Genomic DNA, 20141 nt, shown 5'->3' with positions numbered 1-20141 from the left:
CTTTTCTAAAAAAAATTTCAAGCTCACACTGCTTCTACCGTACAATACAAAAGGGTAAGCCTCCTATTATAACTTAAATATATTAACATGAAAGGGTATATAACGTCTTCTATTAATTACTTGTTTATAAGAAAATATCGTTATTATACAATCATTTATGCACTTTTTCAGCGTTTAATATACAAGCCATTCTTCCTTACATACAGCTTGTTTTCCTTTTATCTCTTCTATATCTTCATGAATATTAGCTAATTTATATAAATCTGGGAAAATCTCTTCCACATAATGTTGGTGCGCTATTTCATCTTTCCAATACGTTAACACTATGTAACGATTTTCATTTTTTAAAGACTTCCCAACTACTCCACCTAGCATTCCTTTTGCTTTTTCCATTCCTTTATTCCAAATTGTTTCTTGCTTATGTAAAAAATGCTTTTCCTTTTCCAACTTTACATCACATATAGCAACTCTTACGAATGCTCCCTCTATTACAATATCTTCCAAATGCATATCAGTTATATCATACAACGTTTGAAATAATTCAATTTCACATGAAAGAAACGTATCCTCTTGATTACTATTTAAATAAATTGTATCGTGAGAAGCATTCATAAATGATTGATATACACTTCTATCTTCCCATAAAGTAAATACACATGCCTCATCTTCATTCCATCCACCAAATTGTCCATGAAAACCATCTAGGTGTTGTATATCATGCCATTTTTCTTGCGCACTGGAAAACAATTCTTTTTTCTCTTCTTCCACCTTACAGTAGATTGTTTTTAGTAACATTTTTAATTCCCCCCTATGATTCGATCCATTTCCCACTCGCCATACTTTCTATTTTTCCATATACACAAACGTTAATTTATTTTGTTATCAACTCCATTACTTATTCAAAGTTTGATGCCCTCCGTAAATGTTGTAAGTTGATTATTGGAATACTTACCGTGTAAAAATACATCTAAAATATAAAAATTAAAATCTCTTGCTTTGCTTTCTTACCCCGCTTATAGTTTACATAACATTATTATGTATTACCGATTATCTATATCATTCAATAAAACATATTATTTTATACTATACGCATAATAATTTTAATTCAAACAATTCAGAATTAAAATCCAAAAAAGATAGAAAGTAAACAATCTTACATTATCATCTACTCCCTATCTCTTTTATCATCAATTATTTTTCAAACAAATAATACGTAATTTCTCCTGGATAATGTAATACAGTTACCTTCCGCTCCCCCTTTTTAAAACTAACAGTATGCCCGTTTTCCCCTAAGTTCTCCCATCCACTCGCCTTTGTAATTGGCATTACACTTATATATTGATAATCCTCTTCCTTATCATCGTTAATATGAATTGCTGACATTGGTACTGGAAAACCTTTAATTTTAGATTCTTTATTCATAAATATGAATGCAATTACACCAACTAATAACATAGCCATTGAAATACTTGAAACTAGTTTTCTTCTATTCATTTTCACTAAAAATCCTCTTTTCTCACATATAACTTTCATCATTTTACTAACTTTAATTATTTATGTATAGAAAAGACATAATTCAAATCATTTCCAACCTATTTTCTCTACTCCAAACAACATTATTGTTATATATTATAATTATAAGTTTTTAAATTTTGGAGGCGTTACATATTGCAGAAATTACTTTTTACTAAATGGACAGTTATTATTTCTATTTTCATCATTTTCGGTACAATTTTCTACGTTACTAATGTTAAAAATAACAACGAAAAAGCACCTGTAGAAACAGCGGATACAAAAACTTTCAAAACGAAATTACAACCTAAAATTAATGAATTGACTACTAATTATAATGAAATCATTGAAAAAGATTGGTTGCCTGCCTGGGAAGAGATTAACACGAATGGAGATTCAGTAGATCGAAATAAACTATTAGTTACAATGAATGCCGTTTCCAAGCAGTATGAAACAATTATGAACGAAATAGACACACTTAAAATTGAAGAAAACATAACAGATATAGATATACAAAAACAACTACTTCAATTCACAACTCAGTTTAAATCCGCATCAAATTTCATGAAAAATGCAGCAAATTTGATTATAGACGGAGCAAATAACTCTACTCCAACCAATGAAACTATTGAAAAAACAAAACAAGCTTTAGGACTTGCGGATCAACATATTGTCATCGCTTTATCTACTTTATATGAAGTTGAAGATAAATTAGGACTTACAAAAAAATAAAACTATTTACTATTTTAAAATAAAAAATGATTGCAATTTACAATTTGTCTGTCTATAATATTTTTATTGATTTACAATCAATGTGTTTGTAAATTTTATAATTCGGATGAACCATTCAGGAGAAGGTCTATTGATCTACCGACGGGGCAAAAAGTTGTAAAACCAACTTTGAAACTCTCAGGTCTTGGTTACAAGTAGAACTGCATGGGGACGAATCTCTGGAGAGACTCCCTTTCGCTTTATATAGCGCAGAGGAAAACGAGCACCGAAGGAGCAAATCCGCTACTATAGCGGATAATCTCTCAGGTAAAAGGACAGAGACAAGCGAAAGAAAATGCCGATTTGTATCGGTTTATTTTTCTATCCCTTGTTTCTCCAGAGACCATTTCATTTACTTGAAGTGGTTTTTATTTTTTTCTAAAAAAGGAGAATACAGATGGAGACAGTAAGTAAAGTGTTAGAACAAATCAATCACTATGTGTGGGGACTACCAACGTTGTTGTTACTCGTTGGTACTGGTATCATTCTCACAGTGCGTTTAAAAGGTTTACAGTTTAGTAAACTATTATACGCTCACAAACTAGCTTTTAAAAAATCAGAAGATACATCTTCTTCTGGAGATATTAGCCACTTCCAAGCGCTTATGACAGCTATGGCGGCAACGATTGGTATGGGAAATATCGCTGGTGTTGCAACAGCTGTGACAATCGGTGGTCCCGGTGCAATCTTTTGGATGTGGATTACTGCTTTGTTCGGGATGGCAACAAAGTATGCCGAAGCAATTCTTGCGGTGAAATACCGTGTTAGTAATGAAAATGGCGAATATTCGGGTGGACCAATGTACTATTTAGAACGTGGTTTAGGAAAGAAATGGCTTGCTGTTTTATTCGCCATATTCGGTACAACTGCTTCTTTCGGTATCGGTAATATGGTGCAATCTAACTCAGTTGCAGAGGCAATGCGAATTAATTTCTCTTTCCCCCCTGCTCTAACTGGTATATTGATGTCGTTTTTAATCGCTATTGTTATTTTAGGCGGAGTTAAAAAAATCGGGAAAGTGACAGGATATATCGTTCCTATTAAAGCTTTCTTTTATATCATTGCTGGCCTTATTATTATTTTCTATCACTACGATCAAATTCCAGAAGCATTTTCACTTATTTTTTCTGGTGCATTTACTGGTACTGCAGCTGCTGGTGGTTTTATCGGAGCAACAGTTGCATCAGCTATTCAAATCGGAATGGCGCGCGGTGTATTTGCGAACGAGGCTGGTTTAGGGAGTGCCCCTATTGCCGCGGCGGCTGCAAAAACAGATTCACCTGCAAAGCAAGCATTAGTTTCTATGACCGGTACTTTTCTAGATACGTTTATTGTATGTACAATTACAGGACTTGTATTAATTACAACAGGTGCATGGAAATCAGGTAAAACTGGCGTTGAAGCTACAACACTTGCATTCCAATCTGTATTCGGTACTGCTGGTAGTATGATTCTCGGTATCGCAATTATTTTATTTGCCTACTCTACTATTTTAGGCTGGTCGTATTATGGAGAAAAATGTGTAGCTTATTTATTCGGAGAAAGTGCTGTTAAATATTATAAAGCAATCTTTATCATCATGATTGCTATTGGTGCGAATTTAAAATTAGGCATCGTATGGACATTTGCGGATATTGCAAATGGACTTATGGCAATTCCAAACTTAATTGGTCTAATTGGATTAAGTAGTATTGTTGTCGCTGAAACGAATCGCTTTTTACAAGCAGAGAAATTAAAAGAAAGTCATAAAAAACAGGCAAGTTAATCAATAATAAAGGAATGACTCATACATAATGAGCATTCCTTTTTTTGTTTTCTTACTCAGTAAATATCATTAAAAATATATTTATATCAATCTTTCCCTTTTTTATTCCACTAAAAGTTTTTCAAATAAATGACATAAATCGTATGGTCTAACTATATAGTTGAAAAGGAATGCGACATTAAAGCGTCGCTGAAAAACTTATCCAAGAAAAGGGAGGAAAAATCTTTTGAAAAACAAAATCATTGTTTTCCTATCTGTTTTATCATTTATTATTGGTGGTTTCTTCTTTAACACGAATACTTCAAGCGCTGAAACATCATCTACTGATTACGTTCCTAACCAATTAATCGTTAAGTTCAAGCAAAATGCATCTTTAAGTAACGTGCAATCTTTTCATAAATCTGTCGGAGCTAATGTCTTATCTAAAGATGATAAGTTAGGTTTTGAAGTCGTTCAATTTTCGAAAGGTACTGTAAAAGAAAAAATAAAGAGTTATAAAAATAATCCAGATGTAGAATATGCAGAACCGAATTATTACGTTCACGCCTTTTGGACTCCGAACGACCCATATTTTAAAAATCAATATGGATTGCAAAAGATTCAAGCTCCACAAGCTTGGGATAGCCAACGAAGTGATCCTGGTGTAAAAGTAGCTATTATTGATACAGGAGTTCAAGGCTCACACCCTGATTTGGCTTCGAAAGTAATTTACGGGCATGATTATGTTGATAACGACAATACATCTGATGATGGTAATGGTCATGGTACACATTGCGCTGGAATTACTGGAGCCCTTACGAATAACAGTGTCGGAATTGCTGGTGTTGCCCCACAAACTTCAATTTATGCTGTCCGCGTATTAGATAATCAAGGAAGTGGTACACTTGATGCTGTAGCGCAAGGTATTCGAGAAGCTGCTGATTCGGGGGCAAAAGTAATTAGTTTAAGTTTAGGAGCTCCAAATGGTGGTACTGCATTACAACAAGCCGTTCAATATGCATGGAATAAAGGCTCTGTTATAGTTGCAGCTGCTGGAAATGCTGGAAATACAAAAGCTAATTACCCTGCTTATTACAGCGAAGTAATTGCAGTTGCTTCTACAGATCAAGCAGATAAGAAATCTTCATTTTCTACTTATGGTAGCTGGGTAGATGTTGCAGCACCAGGTTCAAATATATACTCCACTTATAAAGGAAGCTCGTATCAATCATTAAGTGGTACTTCTATGGCAACACCTCATGTTGCAGGAGTCGCTGCTCTTTTAGCAAATCAAGGATATAGCAATACACAAATTCGCCAAATTATTGAGTCAACTTCTGATAAAATTAGTGGTACAGGTACGTACTGGAAAAATGGTAGAGTCAATGCATTTAAGGCTGTACAATACGCTAAGCAATTACAAGAAAATAAAGCTTCTTAAGAAAACTTTAATCAGTCGATCTACCATGAATGCGGAATAAAATAGAAGGAGAGACTTCTATAATTAAAGCCTCTCCTTCTTACAAACTATATTACTCTCCATGCTTTTTAACCATATGTAAATACAGTACAAAATCCATCATTGTCGACGAATGACCAAGTTGACGAATCATCGCTGTTATATTTCCTCTATGATATGTACCATGATTTACGACATGTTGTACTAACTCTAAAATTGAAGTTTCTAATGCCCCTGCATATGGGTTCTCAATAACAAATACAGCATTCACGTCTTGTATTGTAATTAAAAAGTCTTTATATTGATTTGCCATGTTTTCAAACATTTTTTCTAATTCATGTAACGATTTAGTTTCAATTTGTTTTCGTAAATCTTCTCGGTCTTGTATTGCTTCATTCATACTTTTACTATGCAATATGTGTAACCACACTTGATCTGTAATATAAATATGCACAAAAGTATCCTTAATGGATGGGAATACACTCTGTATCTGCTCATTAAAAATTGTCTCATAGTTTGGTAACTCTTTTAATCGATTGAATAATCTAGTATTAGCCCAAGCATGGTAATCACACTGTTTTAATATATAGTCTTTCAATTTATATTACCTCCTTATTGTATGAAACGAATGGTTTGTTTCTTCATTTCCGATTCTCTATCAGCCTTTGCAATCCCTTTTCCTTTCATTTCCTGTTTATTTATCGTTTTATATTTTACATACGTATGAAATTCCGTTTGAAATGGAAATGGTGTAATCCGAATTGTTTCCTCGTCTACCCATTCAGCTTGAATAAGTTTCTCCTCCTTACTATTAAACATTTCTGTTCCTTCAAAACCATCTTTAAATAAATCAATTTCATCTTTCTTTTTTACACCAGGCTTATTCATACATACGTATAAAGAAAGTTCATCACAAAACTTTAATAATCTATAATGTTTATCAAACATCGCAAACTGTTCCTTTGTTGACGTTTTCAAAATTCTTTTTTGTCGTTCTAATTCATGTTTATAAAATGACATCATCTCTTCATCTTCCTCGTTTAGTGGAAATGATAAAAAATGTTTACTGCAAAGCAATGCCCCGTATGGATTAGAATTTTCAATTTCATTCAAACCAATCGTATAAAAAACAAAACGTAATGGGCTTGGACAATCCATAAATGTATATGGAATATTTTTAGCATCATTCAAAATTGGTACTTTATCAAGCTCTATCCATCCTCTGTCATGCTCATATATTGCATCAACTGTTTCTTTTAAATATGTTTTACCTTCAAAAAAGTCCTCTTTTATATGCTTTGCAATCTCTCCAGCTAAAAAACCATGATCATGTTGACGAATTAATATACTTTCCTTCTCATTTTTTTCACGAAAAATCATTCCTATACTCCCCCTCATCCTCATACTTAAGCTTTTTATATGCATCGATTCTTAATTAATCCCTAAATAATAGAAGGGATTCAGTCTCTTGCAACGAAATTAACATAATTATATAGTATTCTTTCTAATCATAGTGATAGCTTTATCTTTACTATCTATTATACTAAAACATTCATTCCAAAAATTTTTTTATGAGGTGAAAACATGAACAAAACAGAATTAATTAAAAACGTAGCACAATCAGCTGATATTTCTCAAAAGGACGCTTCTGCAGCTGTACAATCCGTATTTGACACAATTGCTAATGCATTACAATCTGGCGATAAAGTTCAATTAATCGGATTTGGAACTTTTGAAGTGCGCGAAAGATCTGCTCGTACAGGACGTAATCCGCAAACTGGCGAAGAAATTCAAATCGCAGCTGGTAAAGTTCCTGCATTTAAAGCAGGTAAAGAATTAAAAGAAGCTGTTAAATAAACAAGAAACCAGCCATTTTATAGGCTGGTTTCTTGTTTTCATTTAAGCAATTGCTTTATATTCTCTGCATGGTACACTTCACAAATATAAAATACACATTTGCAGTTACTTACAATTTGATACTTTCTAGTTGGATACACATTCGCTGTAACAGAACATCCATCAAACAATTCGATAATATTTCCAGATGGCTGATATCCTTCATATAATACGTTTCTTCTTACTTCCATCTTTTCTATAAGCTTTTCAACAGGAATATTTCCACTCTCTAATTCACTCTTTATTGCGTCCGGTAAAAACGAAGTGTCTGCAAAAATTAGATTTTCAGATAAAACCTTACCTTTATAACTAACATTAGATACACGGTAAAGAAATGTTCCATCTTTATCAAAGAAATTCTTTGCTTCTTTCGGAATGTACTGTCTACCAAGTGCCTCTTGTTCAAGAACATCAAACTGAACTGTATCATTTAAAAGCTTTTCTAAAGCGTGAATGGATGATGTATCTCCAGAAAATAAAATATTTTTAATTGCTTGTATATTATAAGTGAATTCATTCTTTCTATTTTCCGCCACTAACATGAGGAACACCTCTTCTATAATTTTTTATTTAAGATTTAAAAGTGCTACCGCGTCTAATTGCGTAATTTCAGTCACTTCCTTACTGAATATTGCAACAGAAGCCATATAATCTAAACTAGGCCTTACATCTTCCATCATTGTATTATTTGCCAACTCTTGCTTATCCTTAAAAACTAACAATCTTGGAGGATTATTTGGAGCTGATACTGTAATATGTACTGGTGGAATCATTAGTCCTTCACCTGTCGCTTTCAACACCGCTTCTTTTCGAGTCCAATATGTTAAAAAACCTTCTATTTTCTGTTCATTTGGCAGTTTCATAACTTGTGCTATTTCAATGTCTGTTAATACACCTTCTGCCATTTTCATAACATCTACATTTGGATTCATTTGTTCTACATCTATGCCAACAGGTGCAGATTTTGTAAATGCAACGACAACCCACTCACCTGAATGCGAAACAGATAATTGCGGCATACCTTCTGGTAATTGTGGTCTTCCATGCTGCAATTTACATACGGAACACATTCGATCAATTGGTACTTGGACTGGTGACATAGAAAGTATCTTGCCGAGAACTAATCTACTAATTACGCAACCTATTATAAAACGAGCTCGATCTGCCGAATGATGATACGAATTTGCTTTCTCTCGCTCTATATTATTTAGTAAATTGTAATGCCATGATTGTAAATCTGAAATTCTTGCCCACCATATTTGACAATCATTCTCATTCAAAGTTGGAATAGAATCTACAACTTTACTTTCTATCATGTAAACTCTCCTTTATTCAACGAATATCAATTTTCATAAAAAAGCATACGTATATTGTTATTCATTGACAAGTACTTTCTCTTTTTCTGATACTGATAATGTTTTTTCTTTCTTCTTTGACATTACCTCTTTATCGGAAATACGTAAAGAAAATAGTAGTGCTATGAGCAAAAATATTGCTGATCCAATTAATGCTGCTTGATATGGTAAAAAATCGGATTGAACGTTATTACTTCCAAAACCAGCTAGTATACTAGCTAAAACAGCTACTCCTATTGCTGAACCTAATCGATTTTGCACATTGAATATAGTAGTCGCTCTCCCCATAGAAGGCGGCGTGATATTGTTAAAGGCAGAAAATTGAACTGCACCGACAGATTGACCTAAGAAAATACCAATGCCAAACAATAATGCCCGGATTTGCCACGGATTCGTATCGTGATTTACAAAACTCAATAAAACAAATATAACCGCCGTACATATTAATCCAATAGAAATTACCTTTCGAGCTCCTAATTTCTTATATGACCATGGCACAATTTGTGAAGAAATCATTAATCCAATCGCCTCTGGAAATGTCGTAAGTCCTGATTCTAGCGCGGAAACTCCTATCACATTTTGATACATAAGTGGAAAAACAAATAACATTCCTAATAAACCAGCTGATGAAAATAATGATATAATGCTCATCTTTCTAAATACTGGTTCTTTTAATAAGCGTAAATCTAACATCGGTTGCTTTACTTTCAGTTCTACGATTATAAACAACGCAATGAATACAAGCCCAGCTACCCCGGTACTCATAATTTCTGGAGAAATCCACCCTTTTGATGGTCCCTGGCTGAGTGCATATATGAGCATCGCAAATCCTGGTGCTGATAAAATAAAGCCAAGAGAATCAAAGCGACCAGCTGATTTTTCAACATGCTCTGCTAAAAATAGAAGTCCAAATAGCAATGCAACGATTCCAAACGGTACATTAATATAAAATGCCCAACGCCAAGACATTTGATCTACAAAGAAACCACCGATGATAGGCCCAACTGCTGGCGCTACAGCAATTGGAAGTACAATGAACCGGGAAATCTTCGGTCTTTCCTTTGGTGAAAATGTTCGAAATAACATCGCCATTCCGACCGGTGTTAAAAGTCCTCCACCAGCACCTTGAATGATACGAAAAATATTCAATGAAGTAATATCGTTAGCCATTCCGCATAAAGCAGAAGCGATTGTAAATACGAAAAGAGCAATTAAAAATACTCTTTTCGTCCCAAAACGATCTCCTAACCAACCAGAAATCGGAAGGAAAACAGCTAAACTAACTAAATACCCAACATTAACCGTCCCCATTGCAGATGCAGGTACTTGTAGTTCTCTACTTATCGTTTGCAGTGCTACATTTACAATCGTTGCGTCCATCGCAGCCATAAACATCGCAGTTATATACACGATACTTACAACTACTTTTGGATTTAGTTTTGCTTTCATTATCGTTTTCCTGCTAATGTTTTTTCGCGAACTTGATTACTTTTCGGATTCAAATCTTTCCAGTTATATTCAACATATTCTAAGCAGCTCTGCCTACTAGCTTCTTCATATACGACATTCCAGCCAATAGGTACATCGAGAAAAGCAGGCCAGAGAGAATACTGGCCCTCCTCATTTATTAATACTTTATATGTGTAATTATCATTTTCAAATGGATTCGTCATACTCTACTTACCCCTTTCTTATTCTGCAAATATTTCGCTAATACTTGTCCAATTTCCGTGAGTGGACCTGGCTGACATAGATCTTTATGTCTACAATCAATATCGTGCTGCACAATTTGCCCGTCTAAATAATTTAGCCACGTATTTGGAGAAATAGGATCAAACCAATCTGGTATAACAGTAGATCTAAAGAATAAGATATCTCCGTTATAAACTTTCGGTACATACTTCCCTAACAACCCTACTGAATTTACATATGTTTCTTTCAAATTCAATATAGTCTCTTCTTCAAGACTTGCTAATGCACTTCCATCTTTACGAAGGATTTCAACTGCACTTTCCATTGTAAGTGGTTTACCATCCATGTTATCTGGGTCATATCCGCCTAAAGCAAGTAATGCTATTAACGCTTCCTCTTCAGTAGGCGCTTCCGTATTCGGTAAGAAGTGTCCAGGATAAGAATCAAGCATAACGAGTAATTCTACTTCTTCCCCTCCATTTTGTAGTTGCGCCGCCATTGCATGCACAACATTTCCTCCAAGCGACCAGCCTAGTAAACGATATGGTCCATGAGGCTGTACTTCACGAACGTGTTTCAAGTAATCCGCCGCCATCTCCTCTAAAGTTTTTGGAAGTTCTTCATTTTTAGCAATACCACGTGCTTGTACACCATAGATTGGATAATCTGTTCCTAAAGATTTCATAAGTCCTGCATAGCACCAACTTAATCCACCTGCTGGATGTACACAAAATAGTGGTAATTGATCCCCGCTTGCTCGTAATGGAAGCAACACATCAAGTGCACTTTGACCATTCCCCATCTCAAGTCTTTCAGCTAACCCTGCAACAGTCGGTGCTGCAAATAAAGTGCCAATGTTTAGTTCCACTCCAAGCGCCTCTTTAATGCGGCTCATAAGCTGTACTGCAAGGAGTGAATGCCCACCAAGATCAAAAAATCCGTCATCAATTCCAATTTGAGGTACACTTAGCACTTCTGTAAACAAGTCACATAACATTTCTTCTTGCGGTGTTCTTGGACCACGACTAGAAGATGATGCGATAAATTCTGGAGCTGGCAATGCCTTTCTATCTAATTTACCGTTTGGAGTTAAAGGTAACTCATTTACTACTACAAAAGCGTATGGAACCATATAATCTGGTAAACTACCACTAGCAAACTGACGCATTTCATTCGTATCAATCTCTTCATCATTTGATGCGACGATATAAGAAACTAACCGTTTATCCCCTGGTTGATCTTCCCGTACAATAACGGCTACTTGCTCAACTTTAGGGTGCTTCATTATGACTGCTTCTATTTCTCCTAATTCAATTCGGAATCCACGAATTTTTATTTGATGATCTGCACGTCCTATATAATCTAGCGTCCCATCTTTACGCCAGCGAGCTAAGTCTCCTGTACGATACATTCTTGTACCTGGCTTGCCAAATGGATCTGCGATAAAGCGTTCAGCCGTTAATCCTGCTCTTCCTAAATATCCACGCGCAAGCCCTGCACCTGCAACATACATTTCTCCAACTACTCCAGGTGGCACTGGTTGTAAATAGTTGTCTAACACATACACTTTAAGGTCAGGTATACTGCACCCAATTAAACTATTTGCTCGTAAAGAGACGATAGTTTCATCTAATTCAATATAACTAACATGCACTGTCGTCTCCGTAATACCGTACATATTAATAAGCTTTGGTGCATTATGAGGATGTCGACTATACCAATCTTCTAAGCGACTTAGCTCAAGTGCTTCTCCTCCAAAAACAACATATCGTAAAGATAATTTTTGGCCAATCTCTTCATTTTCACGATCTGCTTGCATCAATTGATAGAACGCTGATGGAGTTTGATTTAAAACCGTAACCTTTTCTTTAACAAGAAGCTGTAAAAATTCTTTCGGCGAGCGACTTACAGTATGTGGCACTACAACTAAACGCCCTCCGTATAATAAAGGTCCCCAAATTTCCCAAACCGAGAAATCAAAAGCGTATGAATGGAACATCGTCCAAACATCGTTTCCGTCAAACTGGAACCAATGATCAGTTGCCCCTAAAAGTCTTACTACATTTTGATGAGGTATCATAACGCCTTTCGGTCTACCCGTTGAGCCTGATGTATAAATAACGTAAGCAATATGTGATGGAGATAATAGCTTAATTCGTTCCACTTCATCAATATTGTCTTCACTATATTTCTCAACTTCTGCTATTACTTTCACATCATCAACTAAAACTTTTAGTGCCTCGTCACATTCAATTTCCACTTCTGAATTCGTTAAAACACATGATGGTTTCGCATCGTGTAGCATAAATGAAATACGATCTGCTGGGTAATCTGGATCTAACGGAAGGTATCCAGCACCAGCTTTAAGAACAGCTAATAAGCTTACCACCATGTTTAATGATCTTGGCATCGCTAAAGCAACGAGTTGATCAGGACCAATCCCTTTTGCTATTAGGAATCGAGCTATTTTATTTGCTTTTCTATTTAACTCTTCATAAGTTAATTTCTTATCTTCAAAGACAACAGCAATAGAATTTGGATTTATATGAGACTGTTTTTCAAATAATTGTGGCAATGTCATTTCTGGTGCAATTTGAAAACCACCATTCCACTTTTCTAATACTGTATTTTTCTCTGCTAAAGTTAATATTTCTAATCTGCCAATGGATTGATCCGGATTTGTCGCCGCATCATCTAATAACAAAATGAATCGTTCTATTAGTTTTTGAACCGTTTCACGTTTATATAAATCGGTACTAAACTCTAGTAATCCATGTAAACCGTTCGGAGTACCATCATCCCCGTTACTCTCACTAATTTCAAATGTTAAATCAAATTTCGCAGAACCGACGCTTTGAATTTCAAGGATCGCTTCTAAACCTGGTACATGAAACGTTGCTTCTGGTGTATTTTGAAAAGCTAACATAACCTGAAACAACGGGTGGCTGTTTCGAGTACGTACTGGATTTAACACTTCAACAAGCCTTTCAAATGGAACATCTTGATTTTCATAAGCTGCAAGATTTACCTGCTTCACTCTATTTAATAATTCTTTAAAACTTGGATCTTCTGAAGTATTTGTACGTAACACTAATGTATTTACAAATAAACCAACAATATCTGAAAGTACATCATCATTTCTTCCAGCAATGGGACTTCCAATTGGTATATCAGTGCCTGCACCTAATCTTGTAAATAGTGCACTAAGCCCTGCTTGTAACACCATAAACAAACTAACTCCATTTTTACGTGCAAGCTCTACTAACCTACTATGCATACCTTCATCTATATGAAAATGAATTGTTTCCCCGCGGTAACTCGTCTCAATTGGACGCTGGAAATCTGTAGGTAACTCCATTTGATCTGGTAAACCTTTAAGTTCTTCTTTCCAAAAATCTAATTGTGTTGAAATAAGACTCTCTGGTGTCGTTTCATCACCTAGCAATTGTTGTTGCCAAAGTGCATAATCTGCGTATTGAACTGGAAGTGTCTCCAGCTGAACTCTGTCACCTTGACATCGTGCTTTATACGCCGCTGTAAAATCTCTCGTTAACGGCTGTAATGACCAGCCATCACCTACAATATGATGTAATAAAATTAATAATACATGTTCGTTTTCACTCACTGTAAAAAGTTGCAAACGAACTGCCGGCTCAATATCGAGGTTAAAACTATATCTTACCGCCTCTGAAAGTACACTTTCTAATTCATCTTTACATGTTTTTGTTATAATCATTTCTAGATTTAAGTTTTCCATATCTAAAATTTTCTGATAGGAACTACCTAATACGTTAGGGAAAATTGTTCTAAGTGTTTCATGTTTCTCAACTACATCATAAAAAGCACCTTGTAATGCTTCCTCATTCAATATTCCATTCATACGAATGACTAGCGGAATATTATAAGTAGGACTTGGACCTTCTAAACAATTTAAGAACCATAACCTGCGCTGTGCAAATGAAAGTGGAACTTCATTTGGCCTACTTGCTTTCTGAATAGCTGGTCTTGCACTTTTTGCATGGTTTAATTGTTTCGCCAGTTCGGCAACAGTTGGTGATTCAAATAGTTTCCCGATACCTAATTCCACACTTAACGTTTCACGAATTCTTGCCATTAAACGAGATGCAAGAAGGGAATGTCCACCCATTTCAAAGAAATTATCATCAATACTAATTCGAGAAACACCAAGTACTTCTGCAAATAAATCACATAATATTTCTTCTTTCGGATTTCTAGCAACCCTCTCATTGTTCATTCCATTAAAATTAGGCGCAGGTAATTTCTTTCTGTCAACCTTACCATTTGGCGTTAATGGTAATTCTTCTAGCACAACAAATGCCGATGGTATCATATAATTCGCTAAACTTTCTGAAACATAAGAACGAATTTCTGAAAGATTAATCGGTTCCTTTTCTTCTGCAATGATATATGCAATGATGCGTTTATCATTTGGACGATCTTCTCGTACCATTACTACCGCTTGTTGAATATTTTCATGTCGTTGTAATACCGTTTCAATTTCAGCTAATTCAATTCGGAATCCACGAATTTTAATTTGATGATCTGCGCGACTAATGTACTCTAACGCACCATCACTACGCCATTTCACAAGATCTCCTGTACGGTACATGCGCTTCCCTGATTCTCCATAAGGATTTGCAACAAACCGTTCAGCTGTTAACTCAGGTTTTCCTAAATATCCGCTTGCAAGTCCTTCCCCTGCAATATATAATTCACCAATAACTCCAGGTGGAACTGGTTGTAACCCTGCATCCAATACATACACTTCTGTATTGGAAATTGGCTTTCCAATAGGAGGTATACCCTTTTCACTTTCATCAATGTTCATGAAAGTAGACCAAATCGTCGTTTCAGTTGGTCCATATAAATTAGTTATTGAGCAACCTAATTCTTTTAATTTATTTGCTAAATGCGCTGGAAGAGCTTCACCACCAACAAGTATGTTTAGCCCTTGTAGCTTCTCTGGATAATCAGTTACTAACGCCTGCCAAAGCGTCGGTGTAGCCTGCATAACGGTCACTCTTTCTTCTTGTAAAAGTGTCGTTAATGCAGAAGGCTCTTGTATGTCTTCTTTTTGCGCAATTGTTAAACTTGCACCACTAATAAGAGGTAAATAAATTTCTAGAGCAGAAATATCAAACGCAAAAGTTGTAACTGCTAATAAATGATCATTTTCATTTAACGAAAACTTTTGTTGCATAGCCATTAAAAAGTTACTTAAACCTCTCATAGGAACAATTACACCTTTTGGGTTTCCTGTTGAGCCTGAAGTATATATTGTATAGGCTGGGTTTAAAAGTAATACATCATTCTTACATGCTATATTCATACGAGAATATGTATGTAACGCTAGTTTCGTTTCTTCGCCATCTAATACAATTTTTTTCATACCATTTTCTATAACTAACTTAGATGAAACAGATGAATGTGTTATGATACAAACTGGTTTTGCATCATCTACTATATAATTAACTCTTTCTGCTGGGTATTCTGGATCTATTGGTAAATATGCTGCACCAGCCTTTAAGACTGCTAGCATACTAACTACCATTTCTATTGATCTAGGGAATACTAAAGCTACAAACTGATTTGGTCGTATTCCTTCTCCTACTAAATAATGTGCTAGTTCATTCGCTCGTTCATTTAGCTCTTTATACGTAAGGTTTATACCGTCACAAGTAATCGCTAGTTTATTTGGATTTTTTTGCACTTGTTTTTCAAATGATATAGGTAGACTGATTAACTCATCATCTTCCTTCGTTTCATTCCATTCTAATAAAACCTTATGATTTTCTTCAGGCAGAGTAATATTTATTTTTCCAATCGACTCGTTTTTCTCATAATTCTTTATTACTAATTCAAATAGATTCATAAATCTTTCTTTATGCAATGCTAGCTCCGCGCCATTATATACTTCGGGATTCGCATCAAAATGAATCATTAGCTCATTTTGATCAAAACGTTTATATACATTTATCGATAAATCATCTACAGGTCCTGCTGATAAGTTATGCGTAATACCACGATTTCCAGCAAAATTAAGCCCGTAATCAAAAGGCATAACATTCACTAACGGTCCAAACAACCTTTGATTTTCACCTAGTAACTTTAAGTCTCTTCTTAATTCCTCGTGACGGTATTTATGATGACGACGTACATCTCGGATTTCTTTAGAAACTTGCTGCAATAATTCCGCAAGAGTTATATTTGGAGTTACAGTGAGACGCAGTGGTACTAAATTCATTACCATACTTGGTGTATGAATAGATACAGAACCTAGACGCCCCATCATCGGTAAACCTAAAACAATATCATTTTCACCTGTTAATTTATGCATATAAATACTTGTTACAGCGACAATGAATTCCGGCCAACTTGTTAACGAAATATTGATATCTTCTAGTAAAGTTTTCGTGCTAGAACTAGATAAATAAGCTGTTTCTCGTGAAAATCCATTTGATGTTCTCGGTGCTCGTTCTGCCAAGCTTACAACTTCTGGTTCATCAGCAAACTTTTCTAACCAAAAAGTACGATCTTCCTGAAATTGTTTAGACTCACGATACTCAATATCTTCTTGTACAACTTTTGTAAGAGAACCAAATGGCTTTTCATTCTTGTTTGTTTCTTCTATAAGTGATGTATACTCATTCGCTACCTTTTGGCTAAGAAGTGAAAATCCATAGCCATCCATCACAATGTGATGGATGCGCTGATACCAAAAGAAACGATTATTTTCAACTTGAATAAGTGCTTCCGTAAATAAAATATCTTTTTTCAAATCGACGGGCATAGATAAATCATTTTTCATCCATACTTTAGCAGCTTCTTCAGGGTTTTCTTCTTTACGAACGTCAATAAAATGCATATAAAACTGTGATTCTTCAATAACTTGCCATGGGCCAATTTCATCCTCTTCGAAGCGAACATGAAGTGCTTCTGCTTCTATTACAACTTTACGTACAGCTAATTCGAAAATTTCTTGATGAATATTTCCGTTTATTTCTACATATTCCCCAGTATTATAAATTGGGTTAAGCGGATCTAATTGTTGCGCAAACCACATACCAGACTGCGCAGATGATAACGAATGACGAATCTTTTGACTGTTAGGCATTCTTTACTACCCCTTTATTATGTAGTCTATTTGTTACAGCACCTGTGCTGTTTGTGAAGATAGTAAACTGTACCAACCTGCAACAGTTGGATGTTCTGCTAAATCTGCAAAAGTGATTTCTTTCCCTTCACGACGCCACTTCTCTACTAAACTCATAATTCTGACCGAATCAAGTCCTCTATTTAATAAGTCCTCATCAAAATCAATACTTTCTATTGGCTCACGAAGTAGTTGTGCAACTAGTTCATGCACTTCCTGTATAGTGATTCCTTCACTCTCATCACCTTTTACACTTTGCAAATCGTTTAACAGTAGGTTTGTTGATGTCGTTACTGCACATCTATTAGATGCATACTCCAATGCTTGTTTATGATGCTCTAGTGAAAAATCAGCAACTGCATCTGCTACAAAGAAGGGCTCTATACCATCCATAAATGCTTCACAAGCTGTTAAAAGACAGCCAATATGCGCATAAATACCGCAAATAATAAGTTGATCTCTTCCTTGTTCATTTAAAATTTCTAATAGATTTGTCTTTTTAAATGCACTATATCTCCATTTTGTTAGGAATATATCATCTTCATCAGGAGTAAGTCCATCAACAATTTTCTTTTTATCCGGTCCAGCAGGAATACCGTCACCCCAAAAGTCTTGTAATAAACCTCGTTGTTCTAACGTTTGCCCACCAGGTTGTGCTGTATAAACAACTGGTATACCAAGTTCCTTACATTTTTCTCTTATCATTTTAATATTTGAAATAAGTTCTACTTTTGGTGATTCTTTATCGCTATATGCATCAAGAAAATATTCTTGCATGTCATGAATTAAAAGTACTGCACGTTTCGGATCTGGTGTCCAATTCACTTTATTTTTTGGTAGTTCTGATTCAATTGGCATTTTATATACTGAAATAGATGGGATAGCCATCTAATCACTTCCTTCCGGTTTTTATTATTGTTTTACTGTAATAAGTTTTTCAGCAATGACTTTACGTAGTTCTTTTTTGCTGACTTTTCCGACTCCTGTTTGCGGGAATGATTCAATAAATTCAATTCGATCTGGAATTTTATAAGCCGCTATACCACGTTCTCTTAAAAACATTTTTAATTCACTTACAGTTGGAACTTGTCCGCGAGCTATAACAAAAGCACAGGTGCGTTCACCTAAATAATCGTCAGGCATAGATACAATTGCTACGTCATGAACCGCATCGTGTGCTAATAGATGATTTTCAACTTCTTCCGCAGCAACTTTCTCACCACCACGGTTAATTTGATCTTTATCTCTTCCTTCTACAATGATGTATCCTTGTTCATTTACTTTTACAAGATCTCCTGTGCGATAAAATCCATCCTTTGTAAATGATCGTGCATTATGCTCTTCGGCTTTATAGTAACCACGAATTGTATATGGACCTCGTGTTAATAAACTACCTACTTCGCCAGGTTTTACATCGTTGTCATTTTCATCAACAACTCGTACTTCATCGTGTGCAGACATTGGTCTACCTTGTGTATGAATAATAATTTCTTCCGGATCGTCTAATCTGGTATAGTTCACTAATCCTTCCGCCATACCGAATACTTGCTGTAACGTACATCCAAATGTAGGGCGTATACGTTTTGCAACCTCAGCACTAAACTTAGCACCACCTACTTGAATAACCTCTAGGCTCGATAAATCGGCATTACGAGAAGATGCAGCATCAAGCCAAATCATTGCTAATGGCGGAACGAGCGCTGTAATTGTAACTTTTTCTTCTTCGATAAGAGCAAATGCCTCATCTGGGCTACCACCAGTTGCCAATACCACTTTTCCACCCGCATAGAAAGTTCCAAATGTTCCTGGAGAACTCATTGGATAATTGTGTGCTACTGGAAGAACTGTCATATAGACGCTTTCTGCATTCAAATTACAAATTTCAGCGCTAACACGTAAACTATAAATATAGTCATCATGTGTTCTAGGAATTAATTTAGAAAGACCTGTTGTCCCTCCTGATAATTGGAGAAATGCAACATCACTGGGCTGAACTTCTGGCAATGAGATAGGATCCATATACAGATCATTTATGTTCACAAACTCTTCCTCTTCTCCCACTACAATTACATGTTGTAAAGTTGGCACTTTCTCTTTCACTTCTCTTGCTAGTTTTCGATAATCAAAACCGAGGGCCTTATCTGAAATAACGTAAGCGCTCGCCTCACCAAACTCACAAAAACAACTAATTTCACTACTTCGATGTGAAGGCAGTGCAAAGACAGGAAGCGCTCCAATTCGAAATAGTGCAAAACATATTTCGAAAAACTCGATAATGTTAGGTAACTGTATTACAACTCTGTCCTCTTTCTTTATTCCTAAATTCAGTAAACCTGCTGCTAAACGATCTACCTTTTTATCAAGTTCACTGTACGTTACATGCGTCTTACCGCTTACAACCGCGATTTGATCTCCATATTTCTCAGCTCGCTCTCTTAACACTCCTCCAAATGTTTCACCAAGCCAACACCCTTCTTCTCGATAACGATCGGCAAATTCTTTTGGCCATTCCCTATAACCTACTAGCATTCTTTCTTC

Annotated in this window: 15 protein-coding genes and 1 riboswitch; of the genes, 4 read left to right on the top strand and 11 right to left on the bottom strand. The window is 35.5% G+C overall.

Annotation, left to right across the window (positions count from 1 at the left end; translation table 11 throughout):
- Positions 1-174 precede the first annotated feature (174 nt).
- Complete coding sequence (locus ASE54_RS04860; RefSeq protein ID WP_000925174.1) at positions 175-795, bottom strand: YdbC family protein; 621 nt, start codon at positions 793-795, stop codon at positions 175-177.
- 396 nt (positions 796-1191) lie between these two features.
- Complete coding sequence (locus tag ASE54_RS04855; RefSeq protein WP_003278183.1) at positions 1192-1536, bottom strand: hypothetical protein; 345 nt, start codon at positions 1534-1536, stop codon at positions 1192-1194.
- A gap of 132 nt (positions 1537-1668) precedes the next feature.
- Between ASE54_RS04855 and ASE54_RS04850 the strand changes: the two genes are divergently transcribed.
- From ASE54_RS04850 to ASE54_RS04840, 3 genes are all read left to right on the top strand, one after another.
- Positions 1669-2244, top strand: coding sequence for a hypothetical protein (locus ASE54_RS04850; RefSeq protein ID WP_001170867.1), 576 nt, complete (start codon positions 1669-1671; stop codon positions 2242-2244).
- A gap of 208 nt (positions 2245-2452) precedes the next feature.
- A riboswitch (glycine riboswitch) is annotated at positions 2453-2572 on the top strand.
- A gap of 108 nt (positions 2573-2680) precedes the next feature.
- Positions 2681-4048 carry a sodium:alanine symporter family protein gene (locus tag ASE54_RS04845; RefSeq protein ID WP_000451017.1) on the top strand — a complete coding sequence of 456 codons (1368 nt, stop codon included), beginning with the start codon at positions 2681-2683 and terminating at the stop codon, positions 4046-4048.
- A gap of 226 nt (positions 4049-4274) precedes the next feature.
- The gene (locus ASE54_RS04840) at positions 4275-5468 is read left to right on the top strand and encodes a S8 family peptidase (RefSeq protein ID WP_000790929.1); all 1194 of its coding nucleotides are present in this window, start codon (positions 4275-4277) and stop codon (positions 5466-5468) included.
- A 91-nt stretch (positions 5469-5559) separates the two neighbouring features.
- Here ASE54_RS04840 and ASE54_RS04835 read toward each other — a convergent pair whose 3' ends face one another.
- A complete protein-coding gene (locus tag ASE54_RS04835) occupies positions 5560-6084 on the bottom strand; it encodes a DinB family protein (protein ID WP_000656272.1) in 525 nt (174 codons plus the stop codon).
- Between the two features lie 14 nt (positions 6085-6098).
- Positions 6099-6866, bottom strand: a complete 768-nt coding sequence (locus ASE54_RS04830) for a DUF3891 family protein (RefSeq protein ID WP_000577288.1) — start codon at positions 6864-6866, stop codon at positions 6099-6101.
- A 204-nt stretch (positions 6867-7070) separates the two neighbouring features.
- Here ASE54_RS04830 and ASE54_RS04825 point away from each other — a divergent pair, with 204 nt between their 5' ends.
- The gene (locus ASE54_RS04825; protein WP_001043905.1) at positions 7071-7343 is read left to right on the top strand and encodes an HU family DNA-binding protein; all 273 of its coding nucleotides are present in this window, start codon (positions 7071-7073) and stop codon (positions 7341-7343) included.
- A gap of 38 nt (positions 7344-7381) precedes the next feature.
- Here the strand turns inward: ASE54_RS04825 and ASE54_RS04820 are convergent, their stop codons facing one another.
- The 7 genes from ASE54_RS04820 to ASE54_RS04790 are packed head-to-tail and all read right to left on the bottom strand — an operon-like array spanning position 7382 to position 20132.
- Positions 7382-7924, bottom strand: a complete 543-nt coding sequence (locus ASE54_RS04820; protein WP_000959120.1) for a hypothetical protein — start codon at positions 7922-7924, stop codon at positions 7382-7384.
- A 24-nt stretch (positions 7925-7948) separates the two neighbouring features.
- Positions 7949-8698: a 4'-phosphopantetheinyl transferase Sfp gene (sfp, locus tag ASE54_RS04815; protein WP_000573014.1), complete on the bottom strand. Its 750-nt coding sequence runs from the start codon at positions 8696-8698 to the stop codon at positions 7949-7951.
- Positions 8699-8755: 57 nt separating this feature from the next.
- Positions 8756-10186: an MDR family MFS transporter gene (locus tag ASE54_RS04810; protein ID WP_000644938.1), complete on the bottom strand. Its 1431-nt coding sequence runs from the start codon at positions 10184-10186 to the stop codon at positions 8756-8758.
- On the bottom strand, positions 10186-10410 hold the full coding sequence (locus ASE54_RS04805; RefSeq protein ID WP_000184057.1) for an MbtH family protein: 225 nt from the start codon (positions 10408-10410) through the stop codon (positions 10186-10188). Before ASE54_RS04805 ends, ASE54_RS04810 begins: the two co-directional genes overlap by 1 nt.
- Positions 10407-17564: a non-ribosomal peptide synthetase gene (locus ASE54_RS04800; protein ID WP_001133920.1), complete on the bottom strand. Its 7158-nt coding sequence runs from the start codon at positions 17562-17564 to the stop codon at positions 10407-10409. Before ASE54_RS04800 ends, ASE54_RS04805 begins: the two co-directional genes overlap by 4 nt.
- Before the next feature lie 33 nt (positions 17565-17597).
- A complete protein-coding gene (locus ASE54_RS04795; protein WP_001007265.1) occupies positions 17598-18491 on the bottom strand; it encodes an isochorismatase family protein in 894 nt (297 codons plus the stop codon).
- Between the two features lie 24 nt (positions 18492-18515).
- Entirely contained in the window at positions 18516-20132 is a 1617-nt protein-coding gene (locus ASE54_RS04790; protein WP_000960108.1) for a (2,3-dihydroxybenzoyl)adenylate synthase, read from the bottom strand.
- Between the last annotated feature and the right edge of the window lie 9 nt (positions 20133-20141).

The sequence above is a fragment of the Bacillus sp. Root131 genome, from assembly GCF_001429475.1.
Classification (GTDB): Bacteria; Bacillota; Bacilli; order Bacillales; family Bacillaceae_G; genus Bacillus_A; species Bacillus_A thuringiensis_S.
Note: the sequence above shows the minus strand (reverse complement) of the source record. Positions and strands in the feature narration are given on the sequence as shown.